This window comes from Acidovorax sp. LjRoot204 (genome assembly GCF_056175785.1).
On sequence record NZ_JBGFFF010000005.1, the window covers coordinates 53,577 to 73,370 of the forward strand.

21 protein-coding genes are annotated in these 19,794 nt (G+C 66.4%); 14 read left to right on the top strand and 7 right to left on the bottom strand.

The window, feature by feature from the left end:
* Nucleotides 1–60: 60 nt before the first annotated feature.
* The 12 genes from phnG (at nucleotide 61) to AC04MI_RS02180 (ending at nucleotide 9,760) form a co-directional block, all read left to right on the top strand.
* Complete coding sequence (phnG, locus tag AC04MI_RS02125; RefSeq protein WP_108498743.1) at nucleotides 61–573, top strand: phosphonate C-P lyase system protein PhnG; 513 nt, start codon at nucleotides 61–63, stop codon at nucleotides 571–573.
* Nucleotides 570–1,211 (top strand): phosphonate C-P lyase system protein PhnH, encoded by a 642-nt coding sequence (gene phnH / locus AC04MI_RS02130; RefSeq protein WP_108498742.1) that lies wholly within the window; start codon nucleotides 570–572, stop codon nucleotides 1,209–1,211. The genes phnG and phnH overlap by 4 nt, the downstream gene beginning before the upstream one ends.
* 2 nt (nucleotides 1,212–1,213) lie before the next feature.
* A complete protein-coding gene (locus AC04MI_RS02135) occupies nucleotides 1,214–2,317 on the top strand; it encodes a carbon-phosphorus lyase complex subunit (protein WP_436078269.1) in 1,104 nt (367 codons plus the stop codon).
* On the top strand, nucleotides 2,314–3,234 hold the full coding sequence (locus AC04MI_RS02140; RefSeq protein ID WP_436078270.1) for an alpha-D-ribose 1-methylphosphonate 5-phosphate C-P-lyase PhnJ: 921 nt from the start codon (nucleotides 2,314–2,316) through the stop codon (nucleotides 3,232–3,234). The genes AC04MI_RS02135 and AC04MI_RS02140 overlap by 4 nt, the downstream gene beginning before the upstream one ends.
* A complete protein-coding gene (locus tag AC04MI_RS02145) occupies nucleotides 3,231–3,692 on the top strand; it encodes a GNAT family N-acetyltransferase (RefSeq protein ID WP_108498218.1) in 462 nt (153 codons plus the stop codon). Before AC04MI_RS02140 ends, AC04MI_RS02145 begins: the two co-directional genes overlap by 4 nt.
* On the top strand, nucleotides 3,689–4,477 hold the full coding sequence (gene phnK, locus AC04MI_RS02150; protein ID WP_108498217.1) for a phosphonate C-P lyase system protein PhnK: 789 nt from the start codon (nucleotides 3,689–3,691) through the stop codon (nucleotides 4,475–4,477). Before AC04MI_RS02145 ends, phnK begins: the two co-directional genes overlap by 4 nt.
* Nucleotides 4,474–5,205 carry a phosphonate C-P lyase system protein PhnL gene (phnL, locus tag AC04MI_RS02155; RefSeq protein WP_436078271.1) on the top strand — a complete coding sequence of 244 codons (732 nt, stop codon included), beginning with the start codon at nucleotides 4,474–4,476 and terminating at the stop codon, nucleotides 5,203–5,205. Before phnK ends, phnL begins: the two co-directional genes overlap by 4 nt.
* A complete protein-coding gene (locus tag AC04MI_RS02160; RefSeq protein WP_436078272.1) occupies nucleotides 5,202–6,356 on the top strand; it encodes an alpha-D-ribose 1-methylphosphonate 5-triphosphate diphosphatase in 1,155 nt (384 codons plus the stop codon). Before phnL ends, AC04MI_RS02160 begins: the two co-directional genes overlap by 4 nt.
* Nucleotides 6,357–6,467: 111 nt before the next feature.
* A complete protein-coding gene (gene phnC / locus AC04MI_RS02165; RefSeq protein WP_056745669.1) occupies nucleotides 6,468–7,328 on the top strand; it encodes a phosphonate ABC transporter ATP-binding protein in 861 nt (286 codons plus the stop codon).
* A 45-nt stretch (nucleotides 7,329–7,373) separates the two neighbouring features.
* A complete protein-coding gene (gene phnD / locus AC04MI_RS02170; protein ID WP_436078273.1) occupies nucleotides 7,374–8,321 on the top strand; it encodes a phosphonate ABC transporter substrate-binding protein in 948 nt (315 codons plus the stop codon).
* Nucleotides 8,322–8,355: 34 nt separating this feature from the next.
* The gene (phnE, locus tag AC04MI_RS02175; protein ID WP_436078274.1) at nucleotides 8,356–9,162 is read left to right on the top strand and encodes a phosphonate ABC transporter, permease protein PhnE; all 807 of its coding nucleotides are present in this window, start codon (nucleotides 8,356–8,358) and stop codon (nucleotides 9,160–9,162) included.
* Between the two features lie 13 nt (nucleotides 9,163–9,175).
* Nucleotides 9,176–9,760: a phosphonate degradation HD-domain oxygenase gene (locus AC04MI_RS02180; protein ID WP_436078275.1), complete on the top strand. Its 585-nt coding sequence runs from the start codon at nucleotides 9,176–9,178 to the stop codon at nucleotides 9,758–9,760.
* 36 nt (nucleotides 9,761–9,796) lie between these two features.
* Here the strand turns inward: AC04MI_RS02180 and AC04MI_RS02185 are convergent, their stop codons facing one another.
* On the bottom strand, nucleotides 9,797–10,258 hold the full coding sequence (locus AC04MI_RS02185; protein WP_056059735.1) for an Lrp/AsnC family transcriptional regulator: 462 nt from the start codon (nucleotides 10,256–10,258) through the stop codon (nucleotides 9,797–9,799).
* Nucleotides 10,259–10,355: 97 nt separating this feature from the next.
* Between AC04MI_RS02185 and AC04MI_RS02190 the strand changes: the two genes are divergently transcribed.
* Entirely contained in the window at nucleotides 10,356–11,324 is a 969-nt protein-coding gene (locus tag AC04MI_RS02190) for an EamA family transporter (RefSeq protein ID WP_436078276.1), read from the top strand.
* On the opposite strand, the gene AC04MI_RS02195 is transcribed toward AC04MI_RS02190, so the two are convergent.
* The 6 genes from AC04MI_RS02195 to AC04MI_RS02220 all read right to left on the bottom strand — a co-directional run bounded on the left by AC04MI_RS02195 (nucleotide 11,269) and on the right by AC04MI_RS02220 (nucleotide 18,393).
* Nucleotides 11,269–11,667, bottom strand: coding sequence for a RidA family protein (locus AC04MI_RS02195; RefSeq protein WP_055400021.1), 399 nt, complete (start codon nucleotides 11,665–11,667; stop codon nucleotides 11,269–11,271). The genes AC04MI_RS02190 and AC04MI_RS02195 overlap by 56 nt on opposite strands.
* Entirely contained in the window at nucleotides 11,667–13,322 is a 1,656-nt protein-coding gene (locus AC04MI_RS02200) for an AMP-binding protein (RefSeq protein ID WP_436078277.1), read from the bottom strand. Before AC04MI_RS02200 ends, AC04MI_RS02195 begins: the two co-directional genes overlap by 1 nt.
* Nucleotides 13,323–13,326: 4 nt before the next feature.
* Complete coding sequence (locus AC04MI_RS02205; RefSeq protein WP_436078278.1) at nucleotides 13,327–14,523, bottom strand: acyl-CoA dehydrogenase family protein; 1,197 nt, start codon at nucleotides 14,521–14,523, stop codon at nucleotides 13,327–13,329.
* A gap of 164 nt (nucleotides 14,524–14,687) precedes the next feature.
* Nucleotides 14,688–15,542: an enoyl-CoA hydratase family protein gene (locus tag AC04MI_RS02210; RefSeq protein WP_431151696.1), complete on the bottom strand. Its 855-nt coding sequence runs from the start codon at nucleotides 15,540–15,542 to the stop codon at nucleotides 14,688–14,690.
* On the bottom strand, nucleotides 15,539–16,030 hold the full coding sequence (locus AC04MI_RS02215) for a MarR family winged helix-turn-helix transcriptional regulator (protein WP_056059723.1): 492 nt from the start codon (nucleotides 16,028–16,030) through the stop codon (nucleotides 15,539–15,541). The genes AC04MI_RS02210 and AC04MI_RS02215 overlap by 4 nt, the downstream gene beginning before the upstream one ends.
* Nucleotides 16,031–16,032: 2 nt before the next feature.
* The gene (locus AC04MI_RS02220) at nucleotides 16,033–18,393 is read right to left on the bottom strand and encodes a bifunctional salicylyl-CoA 5-hydroxylase/oxidoreductase (RefSeq protein WP_436078279.1); all 2,361 of its coding nucleotides are present in this window, start codon (nucleotides 18,391–18,393) and stop codon (nucleotides 16,033–16,035) included.
* A gap of 113 nt (nucleotides 18,394–18,506) precedes the next feature.
* Between AC04MI_RS02220 and AC04MI_RS02225 the strand changes: the two genes are divergently transcribed.
* Nucleotides 18,507–19,793 carry a class I SAM-dependent methyltransferase gene (locus AC04MI_RS02225; protein ID WP_436078280.1) on the top strand — a complete coding sequence of 429 codons (1,287 nt, stop codon included), beginning with the start codon at nucleotides 18,507–18,509 and terminating at the stop codon, nucleotides 19,791–19,793.
* Nucleotide 19,794: the final 1 nt, after the last annotated feature.

Here is a 19,794-nt window from a genome sequence, read left to right on the forward strand (position 1 = left end):
GCTCTTTAAGCTGGCGCCAGTTGTTCAATTTGTCTATACAACTTTCAGGGTACCACTTCCATGTTTCAAGCCTTTGACAACCCGGGGCCGGGCCGCCCCCTGGGCCGCGCGCAGTGGATGGCGCTGCTGGCCCGGGCGCCGCTGGGGCTGCTCGAATCTGCGTTGCACGAGCAAGCCACGCGCCCCGCGCGCTGGCTGCGTGCACCAGAGACCGGCCTGATGATGGTGCAGGGCCGCGCCGGTGGCACGGGCGAGCGCTTCAACCTGGGCGAGGTCACCGTCACCCGCTGCGCGCTGCGCGTGGCCGACGCATCTAACGCTGCCGAGGCCACTGTGGGCGTGGCCTACGTGCTGGGCCGGTCGCACCGCCAGGTGCAGCTGGCGGCCCTGGCCGATGCGCTACTGCAAGACCCTGTTCAGCAACCGGTGCTGGACGCACAACTGCTCGAACCCATCCGCAACCACCTGCGCAATACGCAGGCCGAGCGCCAGGCGCGGGCTGCCAGCACCAAGGTGAACTTCTTTACCGTGGCGCGCGAGAGCGATGCCGACAACGACGAGGACACCGAATGAGCACGACCCCCTTGGCATCGCTGGGTGCCGGATTCTCGAATGAAGCCTTTGGCAGCCAGGCGGTGTTCCGCGCGGTGCTGCAGGCGCTGTCGCACCCCGGCCGCACGGTGGCGGTAGAACACGACGCCCAGACGCTCGCCGTGGGGCATGCCGCATCGGCTGCCGTGCTGCTGGCGCTGCTCGACAGCGACTGCACCTTGTGGCTCTCGCCCAAGCTGGCAGCCAGTGATGCCGGTGCCTGGCTGCGCTTTCACACAGGCTGCACCTTGGTGACCGATCCGGTGCAGGCCCGCTTTGTGTGGGTGGCGCAGGGCGACGAATGGCCAGCGCTTGGCAGCCTGGCCTTGGGCACCGACGTCTACCCGGACCAATCGGCCACCTGCGTGGTCGATGTACCGCGCGCCACCGCCACCACGGCGGACGCCATCAATGCGTGGCAATTGCGCGGTCCGGGAATTCAGGAGATGGCGGCCTTGCAGGTGGACGGCTTGCCCGACGACTTCGAGACCCAGTGGGCGGCCAATCACGCAATGTTCCCGCGCGGTGTGGACTTGTTGCTGGGCACCCCAGACCACATCGTGGGTCTGCCACGGACCACGCGGGCAACACGCGGTGCCACTGCCCTTCAGGAGGCCTGAGCATGTACGTAGCCGTCAAAGGCGGAGAAGCCGCCATTCTCAACAGCTACCAGCTGCTGGCCCGCCAGCGCCGGGGCGATGCCGCACAGCCCGAACTCTCGGTGACGCAGATCCGCCAGCAGCTCAAGCTGGCCGTGGACCGGGTGATGACCGAGGGCTCTGTGTACGACCCCGAACTGGCGGCCCTTGCCATCAAGCAGGCTGCAGGCGACCTCGTGGAAGCCATCTTTTTGCTGCGCGCCTACCGCGCCACGCTGCCGCGCCTAGGCACCACCTGCCCGCTGGACACCAGCCGCATGGCGCTGGACCGGCGCATCTCCGCCACCTTCAAGGACCTGCCCGGCGGGCAGATGCTGGGTCCCACCTACGACTACACGCAGCGCCTGCTCGATTTCAAGCTGCTGGCCGAAGGCACGGTGGCGCCGCCTGCCGCTGCGGCAGCTGCGGTGCCACCCGGCCCCACGCCGCGCGTAGTGGACCTGCTCAACCAGGAAGGCTTGATCGAAACCCGCCCCGTGCCCCCGGGCGACCCCGCGCCCACAGACCTGACCCGCGAGCCGTTGCGCTTCCCCGCCAACCGCGCCACACGCCTGCAAAACCTGGCACGCGGCGACGAGGGCTTCCTGCTCGCCATGGCGTATTCCACGCAGCGCGGTTACTCGCACTCGCACCCGTTTGTGGGTGAGGTGCGCCTGGGCACGGTAGCGGTGGAGGCCGTACCCGAAGAGCTGGGCTTTGCCATCGAGATCGGTGACATCGAGATCACCGAATGCGAGATGGTGAACCAATTTGCGGGCAGCAAGAGCCAGCCCCCGCAGTTCACGCGCGGCTACGGCCTGGCGTTTGGTCACAGCGAGCGCAAGGCCATGGCCATGAGCCTGGTGGACCGCGCCCTGCGCGCGGATGAGCTGGGCGAGCCGGTGGAGTCGCCCGCACAGATGCAGGAGTTCGTGCTGGGCCACAGCGACAGCCTCGAAGCCTCGGGCTTTGTGCAGCACCTGAAGCTGCCGCACTACGTGGACTTTCAGTCCGAGCTGGAGCTGGTGCGCAAGATGCGCGCCGCTGCCGCCCACCCCACCACCCCCGCCGAGGAGGATGCCGCATGAACGCGCCCCTGGAACCCGCCGTGATGGGCCTGCCCGCCGACGCCGCACCGGTGGACGGCCACTTCAACTTTGCCTACCTGGACGAGCGCACCAAGCGCATGATCCGCCGCGCCATCCTCAAGGCCGTGGCCATCCCCGGCTACCAGGTGCCGTTTGGCTCCCGCGAAATGCCGCTGCCCTATGGCTGGGGCACGGGCGGCATCCAGGTCACCGCGTCCATCATCGGCCCGCAGGACTGCCTCAAGGTCATCGACCAGGGCTCGGACGACACGGTCAACGCCGTCAACATCCGCCGCTTTTTCGAGCGCACCACGGCGGTGGCCACCACCACCCGCACGCGCGAGGCCACGCTGATCCAGACGCGCCACCGCATCCCCGAGACGCCGCTGGCCGAATGCCAGGTCATCGTCTACCAGGTGCCGGTGCCCGAGCCCATGCAACGCCTGGAGCCGCGCGAGACCGAAACGCGCACTCTGCACGGCCTGGCCGAGTACGGGCTCATGCACGTCAAGCTCTACGAAGACATCGCGCGCTACGGCCACATCGCCACCACCTACGACTACCCGGTGCTGGTCAACGGCCGGTACGTGATGGCGCCGTCGCCCATCCCCAAGTTCGACAACCCCAAGATGCACATGAACCCCGCGCTGCAGCTGTTTGGCGCGGGCCGCGAAAAGCGCATCTATGCCGTGCCGCCCTATACGCCGGTGGAGAGCCTGGGTTTTGAGGACCACCCGTTCGAGGTGCAGCGCTGGGATGCTGCCTGCGCCCTGTGTGGCGCCACCGACAGCTTTCTGGACGAGGTCATCACCGACGACCAGGGCGGCCGCATGCATGTGTGTTCGGACTCGGACTACTGCCAGGAGCGCCAGGCGCAGAAGGCCGAAACTGCGCGGGTGGAAGGCGGCGCCGCATGAGCACCGTGCACATCCGCGAAGCCCGGCAGGCAGACCTGGAGAGCGTGCTGGCGCTGTATGCCGCCATTGAAGACAGCCCGGCCGACGTGCTGACCCTGGAAGAAGCCGAGGCCGTATGGTCCCAGTTCGCCCGCTACCCCAGCTACCGCGTGTGGGTGGCCTGCGACCCCGCGCAGCACGGCGCCGTGGTGGGCACCTATGCGCTGCTCGTCATGCACAACCTGGCGCATCGGGGCACGCCCTCGGCCATCGTGGAAGACGTGGTAGTGGCACAGGACCAGCAGGGCCGAGGCATTGGCCGCCAGATGATGGCCCACGCCATGCAGCAGGCGCGCGACGCGGGCTGCTACAAGCTCGCGCTCTCGTCCAACGCCCGCCGCAAGGGCGCGCATGCCTTCTATGAATCCTTGGGCTTTGCGCAGCATGGCCTGAGCTTTGTTGTCGAGACCCTCACATGAATCACCCCGAACCTTCTGCGCCGCTGCTGAGCGTGCGCAACGTCAGCAGGCGCTATGGCGACCGCGTGGCGCTGCAAGGCGCGTCCTTTGACCTGTGGCCCGGCGAGGTGCTGGCCGTGGTGGGCGAGTCGGGCTCTGGCAAGTCCACGCTGCTCAACGCCATTGCAGCACGCAGCGCCCCGGACGAAGGCACGGTGCAGTTCCGCCAGCGCAGCGGCGAGCTGCAGGACATCTACGCCATGACAGAAGCGCAGCAGCGCCTGCTGGCGCGCACCGACTGGGGCTTTGTGCACCAGAACGCGGCGGACGGCCTGCGTATGGATGTGTCCGCCGGTGCCAACGTGGGCGAGCGCCTGATGGGCCTGGGCGAGCGCCACTACGGAAAGCTGCGCGCCACGGCCACCGAATGGCTGCAGCGCGTGGAGATCGACGCGGCGCGCATCGACGATGCACCGCGCACGTTTTCGGGCGGCATGCGCCAGCGCCTGCAGATTGCGCGCAACCTGGTCACCCAGCCTCGCCTGGTGTTCATGGACGAACCCACCTCGGGCCTCGATGTGTCGGTGCAGGCGCGCCTGCTGGACCTGCTGCGCCAGCTCACGCGGCAGATGCAGTTGGCGGCCATTGTGGTCACACACGACCTGGCCGTGGCACGCCTGCTAGCCCACCGCATGGTGGTCATGCAGCGCGGCCGCGTGGTGGAGGCCGGCCTGACCGACCAGGTGCTCGACGACCCGCAACACCCCTACACCCAGCTCCTCGTTTCTTCGGTACTGCAGCCATGAACCAGCCTTCCATTGCTCCCATTCTCCAGATGCAAGGAGTGGCCAAGCGCTTCACCCTGCACCACCAGAACGGCATCGAACTGCCTGTGCTTGCCCAGGTGGACCTGACCGTGCAGCCCGGTGAATGTGTGGTGCTTGACGGCCCCTCGGGCATGGGCAAGAGCACGCTGCTCAAGTTGATCTACGCCAACTACCGGGTCAATGCGGGGCGCATCACCGTGCGCGCGGCCGATGGCGCCGTGGTGGATGTGACACAGGCCACGCCGCGTGCGCTGGTGCAGCTGCGGCGCGACACCGTGGGCTATGTGAGCCAGTTTCTTCGGGTCATCCCCCGTGTGTCGGCGCTGGACGTAGTGGCCGAGCCACTGGCGGAAGACGCCAGGGACGACCCTGCGGGCATCGAGGCCGCGCGCGAGGCCGCCCGCCAGTGGCTGACCCGCCTGCGCATTCCCGAGCGGCTGTGGCACCTGCCGCCCGCCACCTTCTCGGGTGGGGAGCAGCAGCGCATCAACATTGCCCGCAACATGATCAAGCCCAAGCCGTTGCTGTTGCTGGACGAGCCCACCGCATCGCTCGATGCAGCCAACACCGATACCGTGATCGCCATGATCCGCGAGGCGGTGGCGCGCGGGGCGGCCCTGGTGGGCATTTTTCACGACGCGCAGGTGGGCGCCGCGGTGGCCACGCGCCGCGTGAATGTGGGCGAATTTCGGGGAGCATCGGCATGACCGCGACCGTGTTCAAGAACGCCCGCATGGTGCTGCCGGGCGAAGTGGTGTTGGGCAGCCTGCAGGTGGATGGCGGGCGCATTGCGTCGCTGGATAGTGGGGGCACTGCGGCCCTGCAAGGCATCGACCTGGGGGGCGACTACCTGCTGCCGGGCTTGGTCGAAATCCACACCGACAACTTCGAGCGCCACCTGATGCCGCGACCCAAGGTGCAATGGGCCGAGATGCCCGCACTGCTGGCGCACGACGCCGAGATTGCGGCCGCAGGCATCACCACGGTGCTGGATGCGCTGGGCGTGGGCGAGGCCGATATGGACAGCCTGCGCGGCAGCGCCTGGAACCGCGTGCTCGACACTATCGATACCTGCACCGAGCGCAACCTGCTGCGGGCCGACCACCACCTGCATGTGCGCTGCGAGCTGCCTGCGCCCAACACCATCGACCTGTTCGAGCCCTTCCACGGGCACCCGCGCCTGTCGTTGATCTCGCTGATGGACCACACCCCAGGTCAGCGCCAGTGGGAGAACATCGAGCAGGCGCGCACCTACTACACCGGCAAGAAGGGCTGGAGCGCCGAGAAATTCGAGCGCCAGGTGGCGCACGCGGCCACGCTGCAGGCGCAGTATGCCGAGCCACACCGTGCGTACTTTGTGGATTACTGCCGCACACACGGTATCTCGCTGGCCAGCCACGACGACACCACGGTGGCCCATGTGGAGCAGGCCCATGCCGAAGGGGCCGCGATGTCGGAGTTCCCGACCACACTGGCCGCAGCCCAGGCTGCGCATGAGCGGGGGCTGCTCACCGTGATGGGCGGGCCCAACGTGGTGCGCGGTGGTTCGCATTCGGGCAACGTGGCGGCGGCCGACTTGGCGCGCAGGGGGCTCTTGGACATCCTCTCGTCCGACTATGTGCCCGGCAGTCTGCTGAGCGCGGTGATGCGGCTGGTACAGGACGACATCCTGCCCCTGCCACAGGCCGTGGCCACCGTCACCCGCAACCCGGCCAAGGCGGCGGGCATGCTGGATCGGGGCGCGCTGGCGCCCGGCCTGCGCGCCGACTTGGTGCAGGTGCACATGGCCGAGCTGCCCGATGGCGGCCGCCAGGCCGTGGTGCGTGGGGTGTGGCGCGAAGGGCAGCGCGTCCTTTAGAGCGCGTGCAAGTCTTTCCTGACATCCAAACTTCTCCCAACTGTCAAAGCACTGTCACGCCCCACTACCACACTCCGGTTGTCTAGACGACTTAACCCCCAGGAGGCTGCCATGACCGCCGCACTGCACATCCACCAACTGAACAAGCATTTCGCCAACGGCAAACACGCCCTGCGCGACATCAACCTCACCGTGCAGCGCGGCGAGATGGTGGCGCTGATTGGTGCATCGGGCTCGGGCAAGTCCACCCTGCTGCGCCATGTGGCGGGCCTGGTGGTGGCCGATGCGGCCAGCGATTCGCTGATCGAGGTGGATGGTCGCTGCGTGCAGCAGGGTGGGCGCATCCACAGCGACATCCGCAAGGTGCGTTCGCAGGTGGGCTTTGTGTTCCAGCAGTTCAACCTGGTGGACCGCTTGCCGGTGTTGATGAATGTGCTGGTGGGCCTGCTGCACCGCACGCCCTGGTGGCGCGGCTGGCTGCGCATGTTCAAGCCGCAGGAGCGCGCGCTGGCGCTGGAAGCGCTCCACCGCGTGGGCATTGCCGAATGCCATGCACAACGTGCTTCCACCCTGTCCGGCGGGCAGCAGCAGCGCGCGGCCATTGCCCGCACGCTGGTGCAGGGCGCCAAGGTGGTGCTGGCCGACGAGCCCATCGCGTCGCTCGACCCGGAGTCCTCGCGCAAGGTCATGGACATCCTGGCCCGCATCAACCGCGAGGACCGCTGCACTGTCATCGTGTCGCTGCACCAGGTGGATGTGGCCATCAAATACTGCCCCCGCGTGGTGGCCTTGCACCACGGTCAGGTGGTGTACGACGGCCCCTCGGCGGCCCTCACGCCCGCACTGCTGCGCAGCCTGTATGGCGTGCACGCCGACGAAATTCTGGCGGATGCAGCGGGTGCCCCCACAGCACCCGTGCACGCCCCCACACCCGTCCCACAGTGGGCGCCCGCCATGGTCCAGGCCGCCTGAACGGCCTTTTGTTTCTTTTCAATTCCTTTCTCTGGAGTTTTCAACATGTTCAAGAAACTGTGTGCCGCCCTGACGATCGGGCTGGGTTTGACCACGGGCGCGTTGGCCCAGGACATCAACTTCGGCATGATCTCGACCGAGGCCTCGCAAAACCTCAAGGCAGACTGGCAGCCCCTGCTGGATGACATGGCCAAGCAGACCGGTCTGAAGATCAATGCCTTCTTTGCATCCGACTACGCAGGCCTCATCGAAGCCATGCGCTTCAACAAGATGCAGGTGGCCTGGCTGGGCAACAAGTCGGCCATGGAAGCCGTGGACCGCGCCAACGGCGAAGTCTTTGCGCAGATGGTGAACGCCGACGGCACGCAGGGCTACTACTCGCACCTCATCGTGCACAAGGACAGCTCCCTGGCCACCCTGGATGACGTGCTCAAGAACGGCAAGTCGCTGAGCTTTGGCAACGGCGACCCCAACTCCACCTCGGGCTTCCTGGTGCCCGGCTATTACGCTTTTGCGCAGAACAAGATCGACGCGAAGACGCACTTCAAGATCACGCGCAGTGCCAACCACGAGACCAACGCGCTGGCCGTGGCCAACAAACAGGTGGATGTGGCCACCAACAACAGCGAGAACCTGGAAAAGATCAAGGAACGCCAGCCCGAGAAGTTCAAGGACATCAAGATCGTCTGGACCTCGCCCCTGATTCCGCTGGACCCTCTGGTGATGCGCAAGGACTTGCCCGAGGCCACCAAGACCAAGATCCGCGACTTCTTCTACAACTACGCCAAGACCGATGCGCGCGAGAAGGAGATCGTGGTGAAGATCTCCAAGCTCTCGGGCTTCAAACCATCGACCAATGCCCAGCTCACCCCCATCCGCCAGCTAGACCTCTTCGGCAAGCGCAACAAGATCGAGGCCGACGCGACGCTGGCTGATTCTGACAAGAAGACCCGCCTGGCCGAGATCGACCAGCAGCTGGCGTCGTTGAAGTAATCCGCAGGTTTCTTGTTGCGGCCCGGGTGTCTCCATGTCCTCTGCTTTGAATCCCTCGCTGGCCACACTGGCCAGCACCTCGGCGCCCAAGCGCAGCCTGGCCTGGTACCTGTCGTGGGGCATCCTGCTGGTGTTGCTGGCGGCGTCCTGGAAGGGCGCCGACATGCGCCCGCTCGATCTGTGGAACGACTCGGGCAACATGGTCAGCTATGCGGCGGAGTTCTTTCCGCCCAATTTTGCGCAGTGGCAGATCTATGTGCAGGAGATGCTGGTCACGCTGCAGATCGCGCTGTGGGGCACGGCGCTGGCGGTGGTCACCGCCGTGCCGCTGGCACTGCTGGCCTCGTCCAACATCGTGCCCTGGTGGTTCTACCAGCCGGTGCGCCGCGTGCTGGACGCGTGCCGCGCCATCAACGAAATGGTGTTTGCCATGTTGTTTGTGGTGGCCGTGGGCCTGGGGCCTTTTGCGGGTGTCCTGGCCCTGTGGATCCACACCTCGGGCACCTTGGCCAAGCTGTTTTCCGAAGCCGTGGAGGCGATTGACCCGCAGCCCGTGGAAGGCATCCGCTCCACCGGTGCGAGCGCACTGCACGAAATCATCTATGGCGTGATCCCGCAGGTCATGCCGCTGTGGATCTCGTACACGCTGTACCGCTTCGAGGCCAACGTGCGTTCGGCTTCGGTGGTGGGCATGGTGGGTGCTGGAGGCATTGGGGTGGTGCTGTGGGAAATCATCCGGGGCTTCCAGTACGCCGAGACCTGCGCGGTCATGCTCATCATCGTGGTCACGGTGAGCGTCATCGACCTGGTGTCGGCCCGCATCCGCAAGGCACTGGTTTGACAAGGAGCACGCCATGGCATTGAACCTTGAAGACATTGCCCGCCTGCTCGCTACCCGGGGCGTGAACCAGTACGGCTGCGAGGCGGTCAGCCAGCTGGAGCATGCGCTGCAGTGTGCACAGTGGGCCGAAAAATCGGGTGAAACCCCGGCCACTGTCGTCGCGGCCCTGCTGCACGACCTGGGACACCTGCTGGCACCCGGGGGCGACACGGCCGAGCAAGACGACCTGCACCAGTACATGGCCATCCCGTTCTTGCGGGGCCTGCTGCCCGACGCGGTGCTGGAGCCCATCCGCCTGCATGTGGATGCCAAGCGCTACCTGTGCACCATGGAGCCCGGGTACTGGGAGACACTGTCGCCCGCATCGCAGCACAGCCTGGTGCTGCAGGGCGGGCCCTTCACGCCCAAAGAGGCGATGCAGTTTGCGGCCCAGCCCTTCGCGCAGGAGGCCATCCGCCTGCGCCGCTATGACGACCATGCCAAGGTGCCGGGGTTGGTCACGCCCCCGCTGGGCTACTACATGGCCCTGGTGCAGCGGCTGGCGCCAGTTCCAGCGGCGGTTGCCGCTGCGGCTGAACTCGCCCCGGTGGCTGCGTAAACAGCCGCGCGACCAAGCCGAGGCCGCCCCTACGCGTCAACCTCCCTTGTCGCCATTCACCCAGCCCAGGTCCAGCGGCCGGTCTTCAAACTCGGTATTCAGGACCACGGTGCTCGTGGTGCGCGCCACGCCGGGAATCGCCTTGATCTGGTAGAGCACGTCCTCCAGCCCGCGCGCGTGCGTGGTGCGGATCTTGGCCAGGAAGTCGTGCTCGCCAGCCACGCTGTGCAACTCCTCCACCTGGGGGATACCGCGCAGGCGCGGCGCAATGTCGCGGCAGTGCGCGCCGCCATCGTTGCGGATCGCCACAAACGCGGTGAAGTTCAGCCCCACGCGTTCCGGGTCCACGCTGATCGAAAACCGGCGAATCACGCCCTTGTCCAGCAGCTTCTTCACGCGCTCGTGCACTGCGGCGGTGGACAGTCCCACTTCGGCCCCCACATCGGCATAGGAACGTCGGCCATCGGCGCCTAGCGCCGAAATAATTCTGGCGTCCATGTCATCTGTCTGAATATTTGCTTGCATAGCCGCTCGATTTTGGTAAAAATTCCGAAAACCTTGCGGTTTCCATAAATTATTCGGTCAGGTGAAGAATATGCTGGCAATTTTCAATGCGCAAGCCCGCGCACAGCGCAAAGGGGCGGTGGCCATGGCACTGCTGTTGGTCTACATCGTCTGGGGCACTACCTATTTCGCCATTGGTATTGCGCTGCAGAGCATGCCGCCGCTGCTGATGAATGCGATCCGCTTTCTGTGTGCAGGGGGGGTGATGCTGCTGATTGCGCTGTGGCAAGGCCATGCATTGCCCACGTGGGCGCAATGGCGCAATTCGGCGGTGGTGGGCGGCTGCATGGTGTTTCTGGCCATGAACCTGATGGGTTTTGCGCAAAAGCTGGGCATTGGCTCGGGCCTGATGGCCACGGTGGTCACCACCATGCCGATGTGGCTGGCGCTGTGGTCGCGCTGGGGCGGCGAGCGGGTGCCCTTCACCAGCTGGATCGGCCTGGCCCTGGGCGTGGTGGGTGCGCTGCTGCTGGCGCTGGAGGGCGACTTTTCAGCCACCTGGCTCGGTGCGCTGCTGGCCTTTGGTGCTCCGCTGTGCTGGAGTGTGGGCTCGTATGCATCGCGCAAGCTGTCGCTACCTGCGCCCGCCATGGCATCGGCCGCGCAGTGGTTTGCGGGGGGCGCCATGGGGCTGGTGGTGGCGTTGTGGTTTGAGCCGTTGAGCGCCCTGGGCCAGGTCACTGCCAAGTCGTGGGCGGCGTGGGTCTATCTGCTGGTGTTTGGCACCTTGGTGGCGCTCAATGCGTACCTGTGGCTGCTGCAGAACACGTCCGCAGCGTTGGCGGGGAGCTATTCGTTCGTGAACCCTGCGGTGGCTTTGCTGGTGGGCGTGGCGCTGGGGGGCGAGCTGCTCACGGGCTGGGTGTTTGCCGCGCTGCCGTTGATTGGGGCGGCGCTGGCGTTCATCCTGTACGGGCAAGCGCTGCAGCGGTGGCTGGAAAAGCTCAGTCCGGGATTACAGCGGTTGCTTCAATCTCGATCTTCGCGCGCTCTTCCATAAGCCCCGCCACCTGCACGCAGGCCATCGCCGGAAAGTTCTTGCCCAGCACCTCGCGGTAGACCGCGCCCAGCTCCTTCAGGCGGCTGTTGTATTCGTTGCGGTCGGTCACGTACCAGGTCAGCCTCACCAGGTGCTCGGGGCCTGCGCCGCCAGCCTCCAGCACCGCCCGCACGTTCAGCAGCGTCTGCCTCGTCTGGTCGATGAAGTCGTCGCTCTCAAACTGTTGCTGCGCGTTCCAGCCGATCTGGCCGCCGGTAAAAACCATCGTTCCGCGCGCGGCCACGCCGTTGGCGTAGCCCTTGGGGGTGACCCAGCCTTCGGGCTGCAAAAGGGTGTTTTTCATCATGTTGTTTTTGTTGAAGAAGAAGGTGCCGGCACCGCGCCCTGGCGCAGCTTGAAGCGCTGCAGCTTGCCGGTTTCGGTGCGCGGCAGGGCGGTCACAAACTCCACCACGCGTGGGTATTTGAACGGGGCGATGGTGGCTTTCACATGGTCCTGCAGCGTCTTGACCATGGCGGCATCGCCTGTGTGGCCGGGCTTCAAGACGCAGATGGCCTTGACCACCATGCCGCGCTCCTCGTCGGGCACGCCGATCACGCCGCACTCGGCCACGGCCGGGTGGCGCAGCAGGGCGTCTTCCACCTCGGGGCCGCCCACGTTGTAGCCGGCGGTGATGATCATGTCGTCGTCGCGTGCCTGGTAGAAAAAGTAGCCGTCCGCGTCTTGCGTGAAAGCATCGCCCGGGTAGTTCCAGCCATCCTTCACGTACTTGGCCTGGCGCGGGTCGTCGAGGTACTTGCAGCCCGTGGGGCCGATCACCGCGAGCTTGCCCACGGTGCCCCGCGGCAGCTCATTACCTTCGTCGTCCACCACCTTGGCGGTGTAGCCGGGCACCACCTTGCCGATGGCGCCGCGCCGGCTCTCACTGCCGGGCGAAGAGATGAAGATGTGGAACATCTCGGTGGCGCCAATGCCGTCCGTCATGTCCAGGCCGGTCGCCTCCTTCCACAGCTGGCGCGTGGCGTCGGGCAGCCCCTCACCCGCGCTCACGCTGGTGCGCAGCTGGGGCAGGCCGATCTGTTTGGCGAACGGTGCCATCTGCCGGTAGAAGGTGGGGGCGGTGTAGCAGATGGTCACGCCCGCGTCGCGCATCAGCCGCACCATGGTTTCGGGGGTGTAGGGCTGGTCGGGGAAGTACACGCTGGCCCCGGCCCACATCGGAAACACCAGCAAGCCGCCCAGGCCAAAGGTGAACGCCAGCGGTGGCGAGCCCGCCACGATGTCATCGGGCGTGGCCTTGAGTACATGGCGCGGCCAGGCCTCGCAGCCTGCCAGCACATCGCGGTGCGTGTGCACGGCCGCCTTGGGGGAACCTGTGGTGCCGGAGGTGAAGGCCATCAACGCGATGTCGTCCGCCGACGTGGGGCAGGGCGGCGTGGTGCCGGGCTTGCCCTGCGCGCGCTGCAGCAGGTCGGCCGCATCCGGCGCTGTATGGAAGGGCACGATGGTGGCGAGCACGGGGTGCTGCGTCTGCGCGGCTTGCAGCTCGGCCAGCAGGCGGCCGTCGCACAGCGCCAGCGTGGGCTGGGCACGGTCGATGATGCTGCCCAGCTCCACCGCTCGCAGCAGCGGCATGGTGGCCACCGCCACCAGCCCCGCGTAGACGGTACCCAGCCAGGCCAGCGCCATCTCCACCGTGTTGCCGCCGCGCAGCAGCACGCGGTTGCCGGGCACGAGGCCGTGGTCCTGCGTCAGTACCTCGGCAATGCGCGCGGCCTCGGTGCGGGCGTCGCGGTAGGTATACGTGCGGTGCGGGCCGCGCAATAGGGGGCGGTCGATGTGGCCCGCACGTTCGGCCTGGTCGAACAGCGCCTGCACCAGGTTGGCCTTGTGGGCGATCTGCAGTTCGGGCAGGTCGTAGCGCAGTGTTGGCCAGGCCTCGGGTGCAGGCAGGCGGTCGTGCACGAAATGGTCGGGCTGGGCGGAGGGGGCTTTCATGCGATTACTCCTGCAAAACGGCCTTACCGATGATGAGCTGCTGCACTTCGGTGGCGCCTTCGTAAATGCGCAGCGAGCGGATGTCGCGGTACAGCGATTCGACCTTGCTGCCCACTTCCACGCCGCGCCCGCCGTGCAGCTGCAGCGCCATGTCGATGACGCGCTGGGCGTTTTCAGTGGCGGTCATCTTGGCCATCGCGGCTTCGGCAGTCACGCGCGCCTGGCCCGTGTCGCGCAGCCAGGCCGCGCGGTAGGTGAGCAGCGCGGCGCTGTCCACCAGCGCGGCCATCTCGCCGATCTTGGCTTGGGTGAGCTGGAAGTCCGCCAGCGTCTGGCCGAACATGCGGCGATGGCGGGCGTGGTGCACGGCCTCGGCCAGTGCGCGGCGCGCCATGCCGAGGGCGGCAGCGGCCACCGATGCGCGGAAGATGTCGAGCGTGCGCATGGCCAGCTTGAAGCCGCCGTTCTCGTCGCCCAGCAGCGCGGTGGCGGGCACGTTGCAGTTGGTGAACTGCAGCGTGGCCAGCGGGTGGGGCGCCATCACATGGATGTGGCGCGAGGTATCGAGGCCCGGCGTGTTCGCATCGACGATGAAGGCGCTGATGCCGCGCGTGCCGCCGCTCGGGTCGGTCTTGGCGAACACGCAGTAGAAGTCGGCGATGCCGCCGTTGCTGATCCAGGTTTTGGTGCCGTTCAAGCAAAAAGTGCCTGTAGCGCTAGTCGAATCTGTGCTGGCAGCTATGGTTTGCATAGCGCCCACATCTGACCCCGCCTCGGGCTCGCTCAGCGCAAACGCAGCAATCAGTTCGCCACGCGCCACGCCTTGCAGGTAGTGCGCCTGCTGCGCGGAGCTGCCCGCCAGCGTGATCGCACCGCTGCCCAGCCCCTGCATCGCAAACGCAAAGTCCGCCAGCGGTGAGTGGTAGGCCAGGGTCTCGCGCAGCAGCACCAGCGCGCGCGAGTCCAGTGCGGGCAGCGCGCCGCCGTGCTCGGCCGGCACACAGTAGCGCAGCCAGCCGCCCGCGCCCAGGCGCTGCACCCAGTCGCGGCAGGCGGCGCGGTCATCGGTTTCATCGACCGCTTGCGCAGCGGCCCAGGGCAGCAGGCCCTCGGCCAGCGCGCGGTGCGCTTCGTCGAAGAAGGGCAGGGCCAGGTGCGCCGTGGAGGGCGGGCAGGGGGCCGGGGGCGTTGCAACGTGCATGGTTAGAAGGTGTGGATGAGCCCGGCGTGGCCGAGCAGACTGCGAAAACCCGGCCGATCTAGGCGCAAAGCACAGCCATAGCCTGAGCTATGGCGAGCATTTGCAACGACGAGCGGGTGTGTTTTGGCGGGATGAGCGGGCATGGCGGGTTCTTTCACACCTTCTTAATCTCCCTGGAACACGGGCTTTTGCTTGGCGGCGAAGGCTTCGTAGGCGCGGCGGAAGTCTTCGGTCTGCATGCAGATGGCCTGGGCCTGCGCTTCGGCTTCGATGGCCTGCTCGATGGTCATGCTCCACTCCTGGCTCAGCATGGTCTTGGTCATGCCGTGGGCGAAGGTGGGACCATCGGCCAGCGCGCGCGCCGTGGCCTGCACGTTCGCCAGCAGGTCAGCGCTCTCATACAAATCGTTGAAGAAGCCCCAGGCGAGACCCTCGTGCGCTGTCATCGCGCGGCCGGTGAACAGCAGCTCGCTGGCGCGGCCCTGGCCGATCATGCGCGGCAGCAGTGCGCAGGCGCCCATGTCGGCACCGGCCAGGCCCACGCGGGTGAACAAGAACGCGGTCTTGGTGGCCTCTGTGCCGTAGCGCATGTCGCAGGCCAGCGCCATCATCGCGCCCGCACCGGCGCAGATGCCGTCGATGGCGCCCAGCACGGGCTGCGGGCAGGCGCGCATGGCTTTCACCAGGTCACCCGTCATGCGCGTGAACTCCAGCAGCTCGGGCATGGTCATGGTGGTGAGCGGGCCGATGATCTCGTGCACGTCGCCGCCCGAGCAGAAGTTGCCGCCCGCACCCGTGACAACGATGGCTTTCACATCGGTGGCAAAGCGCAGCGCGTAGAAGAAGTCGCGCAGCTCGGCATAGCTCTGGAAGGTGAGAGGGTTCTTGCGGTCGGGCCGGTTGAGCGTGACGGTGCCCACGCCAGCATCAAAGCTCCACGCGAAATGCTCGGCCACGTAGCGGGCCTCTGGGTTGAACTGCTCGCGCATGGGGTTGCTCGCCCCGATGTAGTGTTTCATTCGGCTGTCTCCAAAGAATTGTTTTGTGTGTGTTCTTTCACCTTGCCCAGCAGGCGGTACAAGGTGGCGATGTCGCGCTCGCCCAGCGTGGCGAAGGCCTCGACGATCCATTGCTCGTGCTGGCGCGCCATGGTGTTGAACTGCTCGCGGCCTTGCGGCGTGAGGCGCACCAGGTACGCGCGGCGGTCGCCTTCCACGTCCATGCGCTCCACCAGCCCTTCGGCCACGAGCTGGTCGGTGATGCCGGTGATGTTGCCGCTCGTCACCATCATGCGGCGCGAGAGTTCCTTCATCTTCATGCCGTCTGGCGCGCGCTCCAGCTGGGCCATCAGGTCAAAGCGTGGCAAGGTGGTGTCGAACTGCGCGCGCAGGTGGCTGCGCACCTGTTTTTCGATGAGCTGGGTGCAGGTGAGCAGGCGCAGCCACAGGCGCAGGGCCTCGGGGTGTTCACTGGGAGCGGCGCCGTGCAGGCGGGCTTCGAGGTCCATGGCTAGCCTTCTTCCTCGGATGCTCTGTTTTTGGTAGCTGCTTGCGCTTGATTCACTAGCGCTTGTGCCTGCTTTTGCTTGGAAATTTCGCGCAGCATCTGGTCGCGGCCGCTGTGATACTGCACCGGCCAGTCGGTGTGCGCTGCGGCCACGGGGCTCAACTGCGCGGCGGCGTGCAGCGTCCAGGCCGGGTCGGCCAGGTGGGGGCGCGCGATGGCACACAGGTCGGCACGGCCGGCGGCGATGATGCTGTTCGCGTGGTCGGCCTCGGTGATCGCGCCCACCGCCATGGTGGCAATACCCACCTCGTTGCGGATGCGGTCGGCAAACGGCGTCTGGTACATGCGTCCATACACCGGGCGCGAGTCGCGTGTGGTCTGGCCGGAGGACACGTCGATCAGGTCTGCGCCTGCCGCCTTGAACAAGCGCGCAATGGCGATGGCGTCGTCGGCAGTATTTCCGTCAGGGAGCCAGTCGTGGGCCGAGATACGCACGCTCAGCGGCTTGTCGGCCGGCCACACGGCGCGCAGCGCGGTCAGCACCTCCAGCGGGTAGCGGCAGCGGTTCTCCAGGCTGCCGCCGTATGCATCGGTACGCTGGTTGGTGGCGGGGCTCAAAAAGCTGGCCAGCAGGTAGCCGTGTGCGCAGTGCAGCTCCAGCCAGTCAAAGCCGCAGGCCACGGCGCGGCGGGCGCTGTCCACAAACGCGGCGGTCACGCGGTCCATGTCGGCGCGGGTCATGGCGGCGGGTGTCTGGTTCTGCGCGCCGTAGGCGACGGGGCTGGCGGCCAGCAGGGGCCAGTTGCCCGCCTCCAGCGGCTCGTCCGTGCCCTCCCAGCCCACGCGGGTGGAACCCTTGGGGCCGCTGTGGCCGAGCTGCAGGCCGATCTTGGCCGTGCTGCTGCCGTGCACAAAGTTGACGACGCGCGCAAAGGCGGCTTGTTGTGCTTCGTTCCACAGCCCTGGGCACGCGGGCGTGATGCGGCCCTCGGGTTTGGGGCTGGTCATCTCCACCATCACCAGCGCCGCGCCGCCGAGGGCGCGCGCACCCAGGTGCACCAGGTGAAAGTCCTGCGGCACGCCCTCGACTGCGCTGTAGGTGGCCATGGGCGAGACAACGATGCGGTTCTTGAGCGTGAGGCCTTTCAAAGTGAACGGCGTGAGCATGGGGGGAATCGCGGCCTTGCCACCCGCGAGCCAGGCCTCATAGCCCTCCAGCCACGCGGCATCGCGCAGCCGCAGGTTCTCGTGGCTGATGCGCTGGCTGCGCGTGAGCAGCGAGTAGGTGAACTGCTCCACGGGCATGCCGGCGTAGCGCGCCACGTTTTCAAACCACTCGGTGCTGTTGCGCGCGGCGTTCTGGATCTTGAGTACCTCCACGCTGCGGCGCGCTTCATAGTGCTGCAGCACTTCGTCGATGGGCAGGCCGGTGGCGAACTCGTTGGCGAGGTCGATGGCGTCTTCCAGTGCGAGTTTGGTGCCGCTGCCAATCGAGAAATGCGCCGTGTGCGCTGCGTCGCCCATCAGCACGATGGGCGCCTGCTTGCTGTCGATGGCTTCGCGGTGCACCCAGGTGTTGCAGATCACGCGCGGAAAGCGGATCCAGTTGGCCGAGCCGCGCAGGTGCGTGGCGTTGCTGATGAGCGCATTGCCGTCCAGGTATTGGGCAAACAGCTTTTCGCAGAATGCAATGGCCTCGGGCTGCTCCATCTGGTCCAGGCCGTGGGCCTTCCACACGGCTTCGGGCGTTTCGACGATGAAGGTGGAGGTGTCGGCGTCAAACTGGTAGGCGTGGGCCTGGAACCAGCCATGCTCGGTCTGCTCGAAAGCAAACGTAAAAGCGTCGAACTTTTTCTTGGTGCCCAGCCATACGAAGCGGCACTGGCGCAGATCGATGTCTGGCTGGTAGGTGGCTGCGTAGCGGGTGCGGATGCGGCTGTTGAGGCCGTCGCTGGCAATGACCAGGTCGGCGTTGTACTGTGCGGCCAGCGCCTGGTCGTCGGCCACGTCGGTTTCGAACACCAGCTCCACGCCCACCGTCAGGCACCGGTCCTGCAGGATGTTGAGCAGGCGCTTGCGGCCAATGCCGCAGAAGCCGTGGCCGGTGGAGCGCACGCTGCGCCCCTTGAAGAACACCTCGATATCGTCCCAGTGGTTGAACGCGTCGCCGATCAGGGCTGCCGTGGGCGCATCCGCCGCCTGCAGGTTGGCCAGCGTCTGGTCCGACAGCACCACCCCCCATCCGAAGGTGTCGAACGGCCGGTTGCGTTCGACCACCGTGACGCGGTGCGCGGGGTTTTGCTGCTTCATGAGCAGGGCGAAGTAGAGACCGGCGGGCCCACCGCCAATGCAGAGGATGTTCATGCCAAAATAGTTTAGGCTTAAACAAAACGCTGTCAATGGGGCCTTCCCGGCGAAACCCCTGATGCCATCGCGGGGTGTTGACGCGGTGCAGCAAATTTTTCAAGATGCGCCGCATGAAGCACTTGCTGCACACCTTGGAGGGGCGGCTGGCGGCCTTGCCGGTGCCGATGGCGGTCCAGTTGCCTGCGGGCCTGCAACTGGGCGCACCCGAGCCCGCCGTTATCTTGCGCTTTCGCGATCGCATGGCCCTGGTGGCGCTGGCCACAGGCGAAATCGGCAGCGTGGGGGCTGCCATCGTCGAGGGGCGTGTGGCGCTGGAAGGCGGCATGCGCGACCTGATGGTTGCGGCCGCAGGCCTGCTGACACGCGACCCGGCCCGTGACCAGCACCATGGCTGGTGGCAGCGGGTGCTGGCACGCGCACGGTCCATGGCGTCGCATACGCTGGCGCACGACGCGCGCTATGTGCAGTTTCACTACGACCTGTCGGACGACTTCTACGCGCTGTGGCTGGATCCGCGCCGCGTCTATTCGTGTGCCTACTACCGATCGCCCGCCCTGACACTGGCCCAGGCACAAGAGGCCAAGCTCGACCACATCTGCCGCAAGCTGCAGCTGCAGCCCGGCGACCGGTTCCTGGACATTGGCGCGGGCTGGGGTGGCTTGCTGCTGTGGGCGGCCGAACACTACGGCGTGGATGCCACGGGCATCACGCTGTCGCGCAACCAGCATGCGCATGTGCAGCGTCTCATTGACGAGCGCGGGTTGCAAGGGCGCGTGCGCATGCAATTGGTGGATTACCGCGAGCTGCAGGTGGAGCAGCCCTTCGACAAGATCGCGTCGGTGGGCATGTTCGAGCATGTGGGCCGCGCACAGATGCTGCGTTACTTTGAAACCGTGGCCCGCCTGCTGCGCCCGGGCGGGCTGGTGCTGAACCACGGCATCACGGCCGGGGGCGCAGACAACGCGCAGCTGGGCGCAGGCATGGGTGACTTTATCGAGCAGTACATCTTCCCGGGCGGGGAGCTTTTGCATGTGAGCGCGGTGTTGCACGACATGGCGCGCGCGGGCCTGGAGATGGTGGACACCGAGAACCTGCGCCCGCACTATGCGCGCACGCTGTGGGCGTGGTCCGACGGGCTCGAAGCCCGATTACCTGCAGCCCGTGAGGTGCTGGTCGCACAAGGAGGGGAGGAGCAGGGTGATAAGGTCTTGCGTGCGTACCGCCTGTACCTTGCGGGCAGCGCCCTGGGTTTTGAACGTGGCTGGATGGCGCTGCACCAGATGCTGGCCATCAAGCCGGATGGCGACACGGCCAGAGGCCTTTTGCCCGGCGCACAATCGAGCTATCCGTTCACCCGCGACTATATGTATGCGGACCCTGGCAACCTCTTCCGATAGG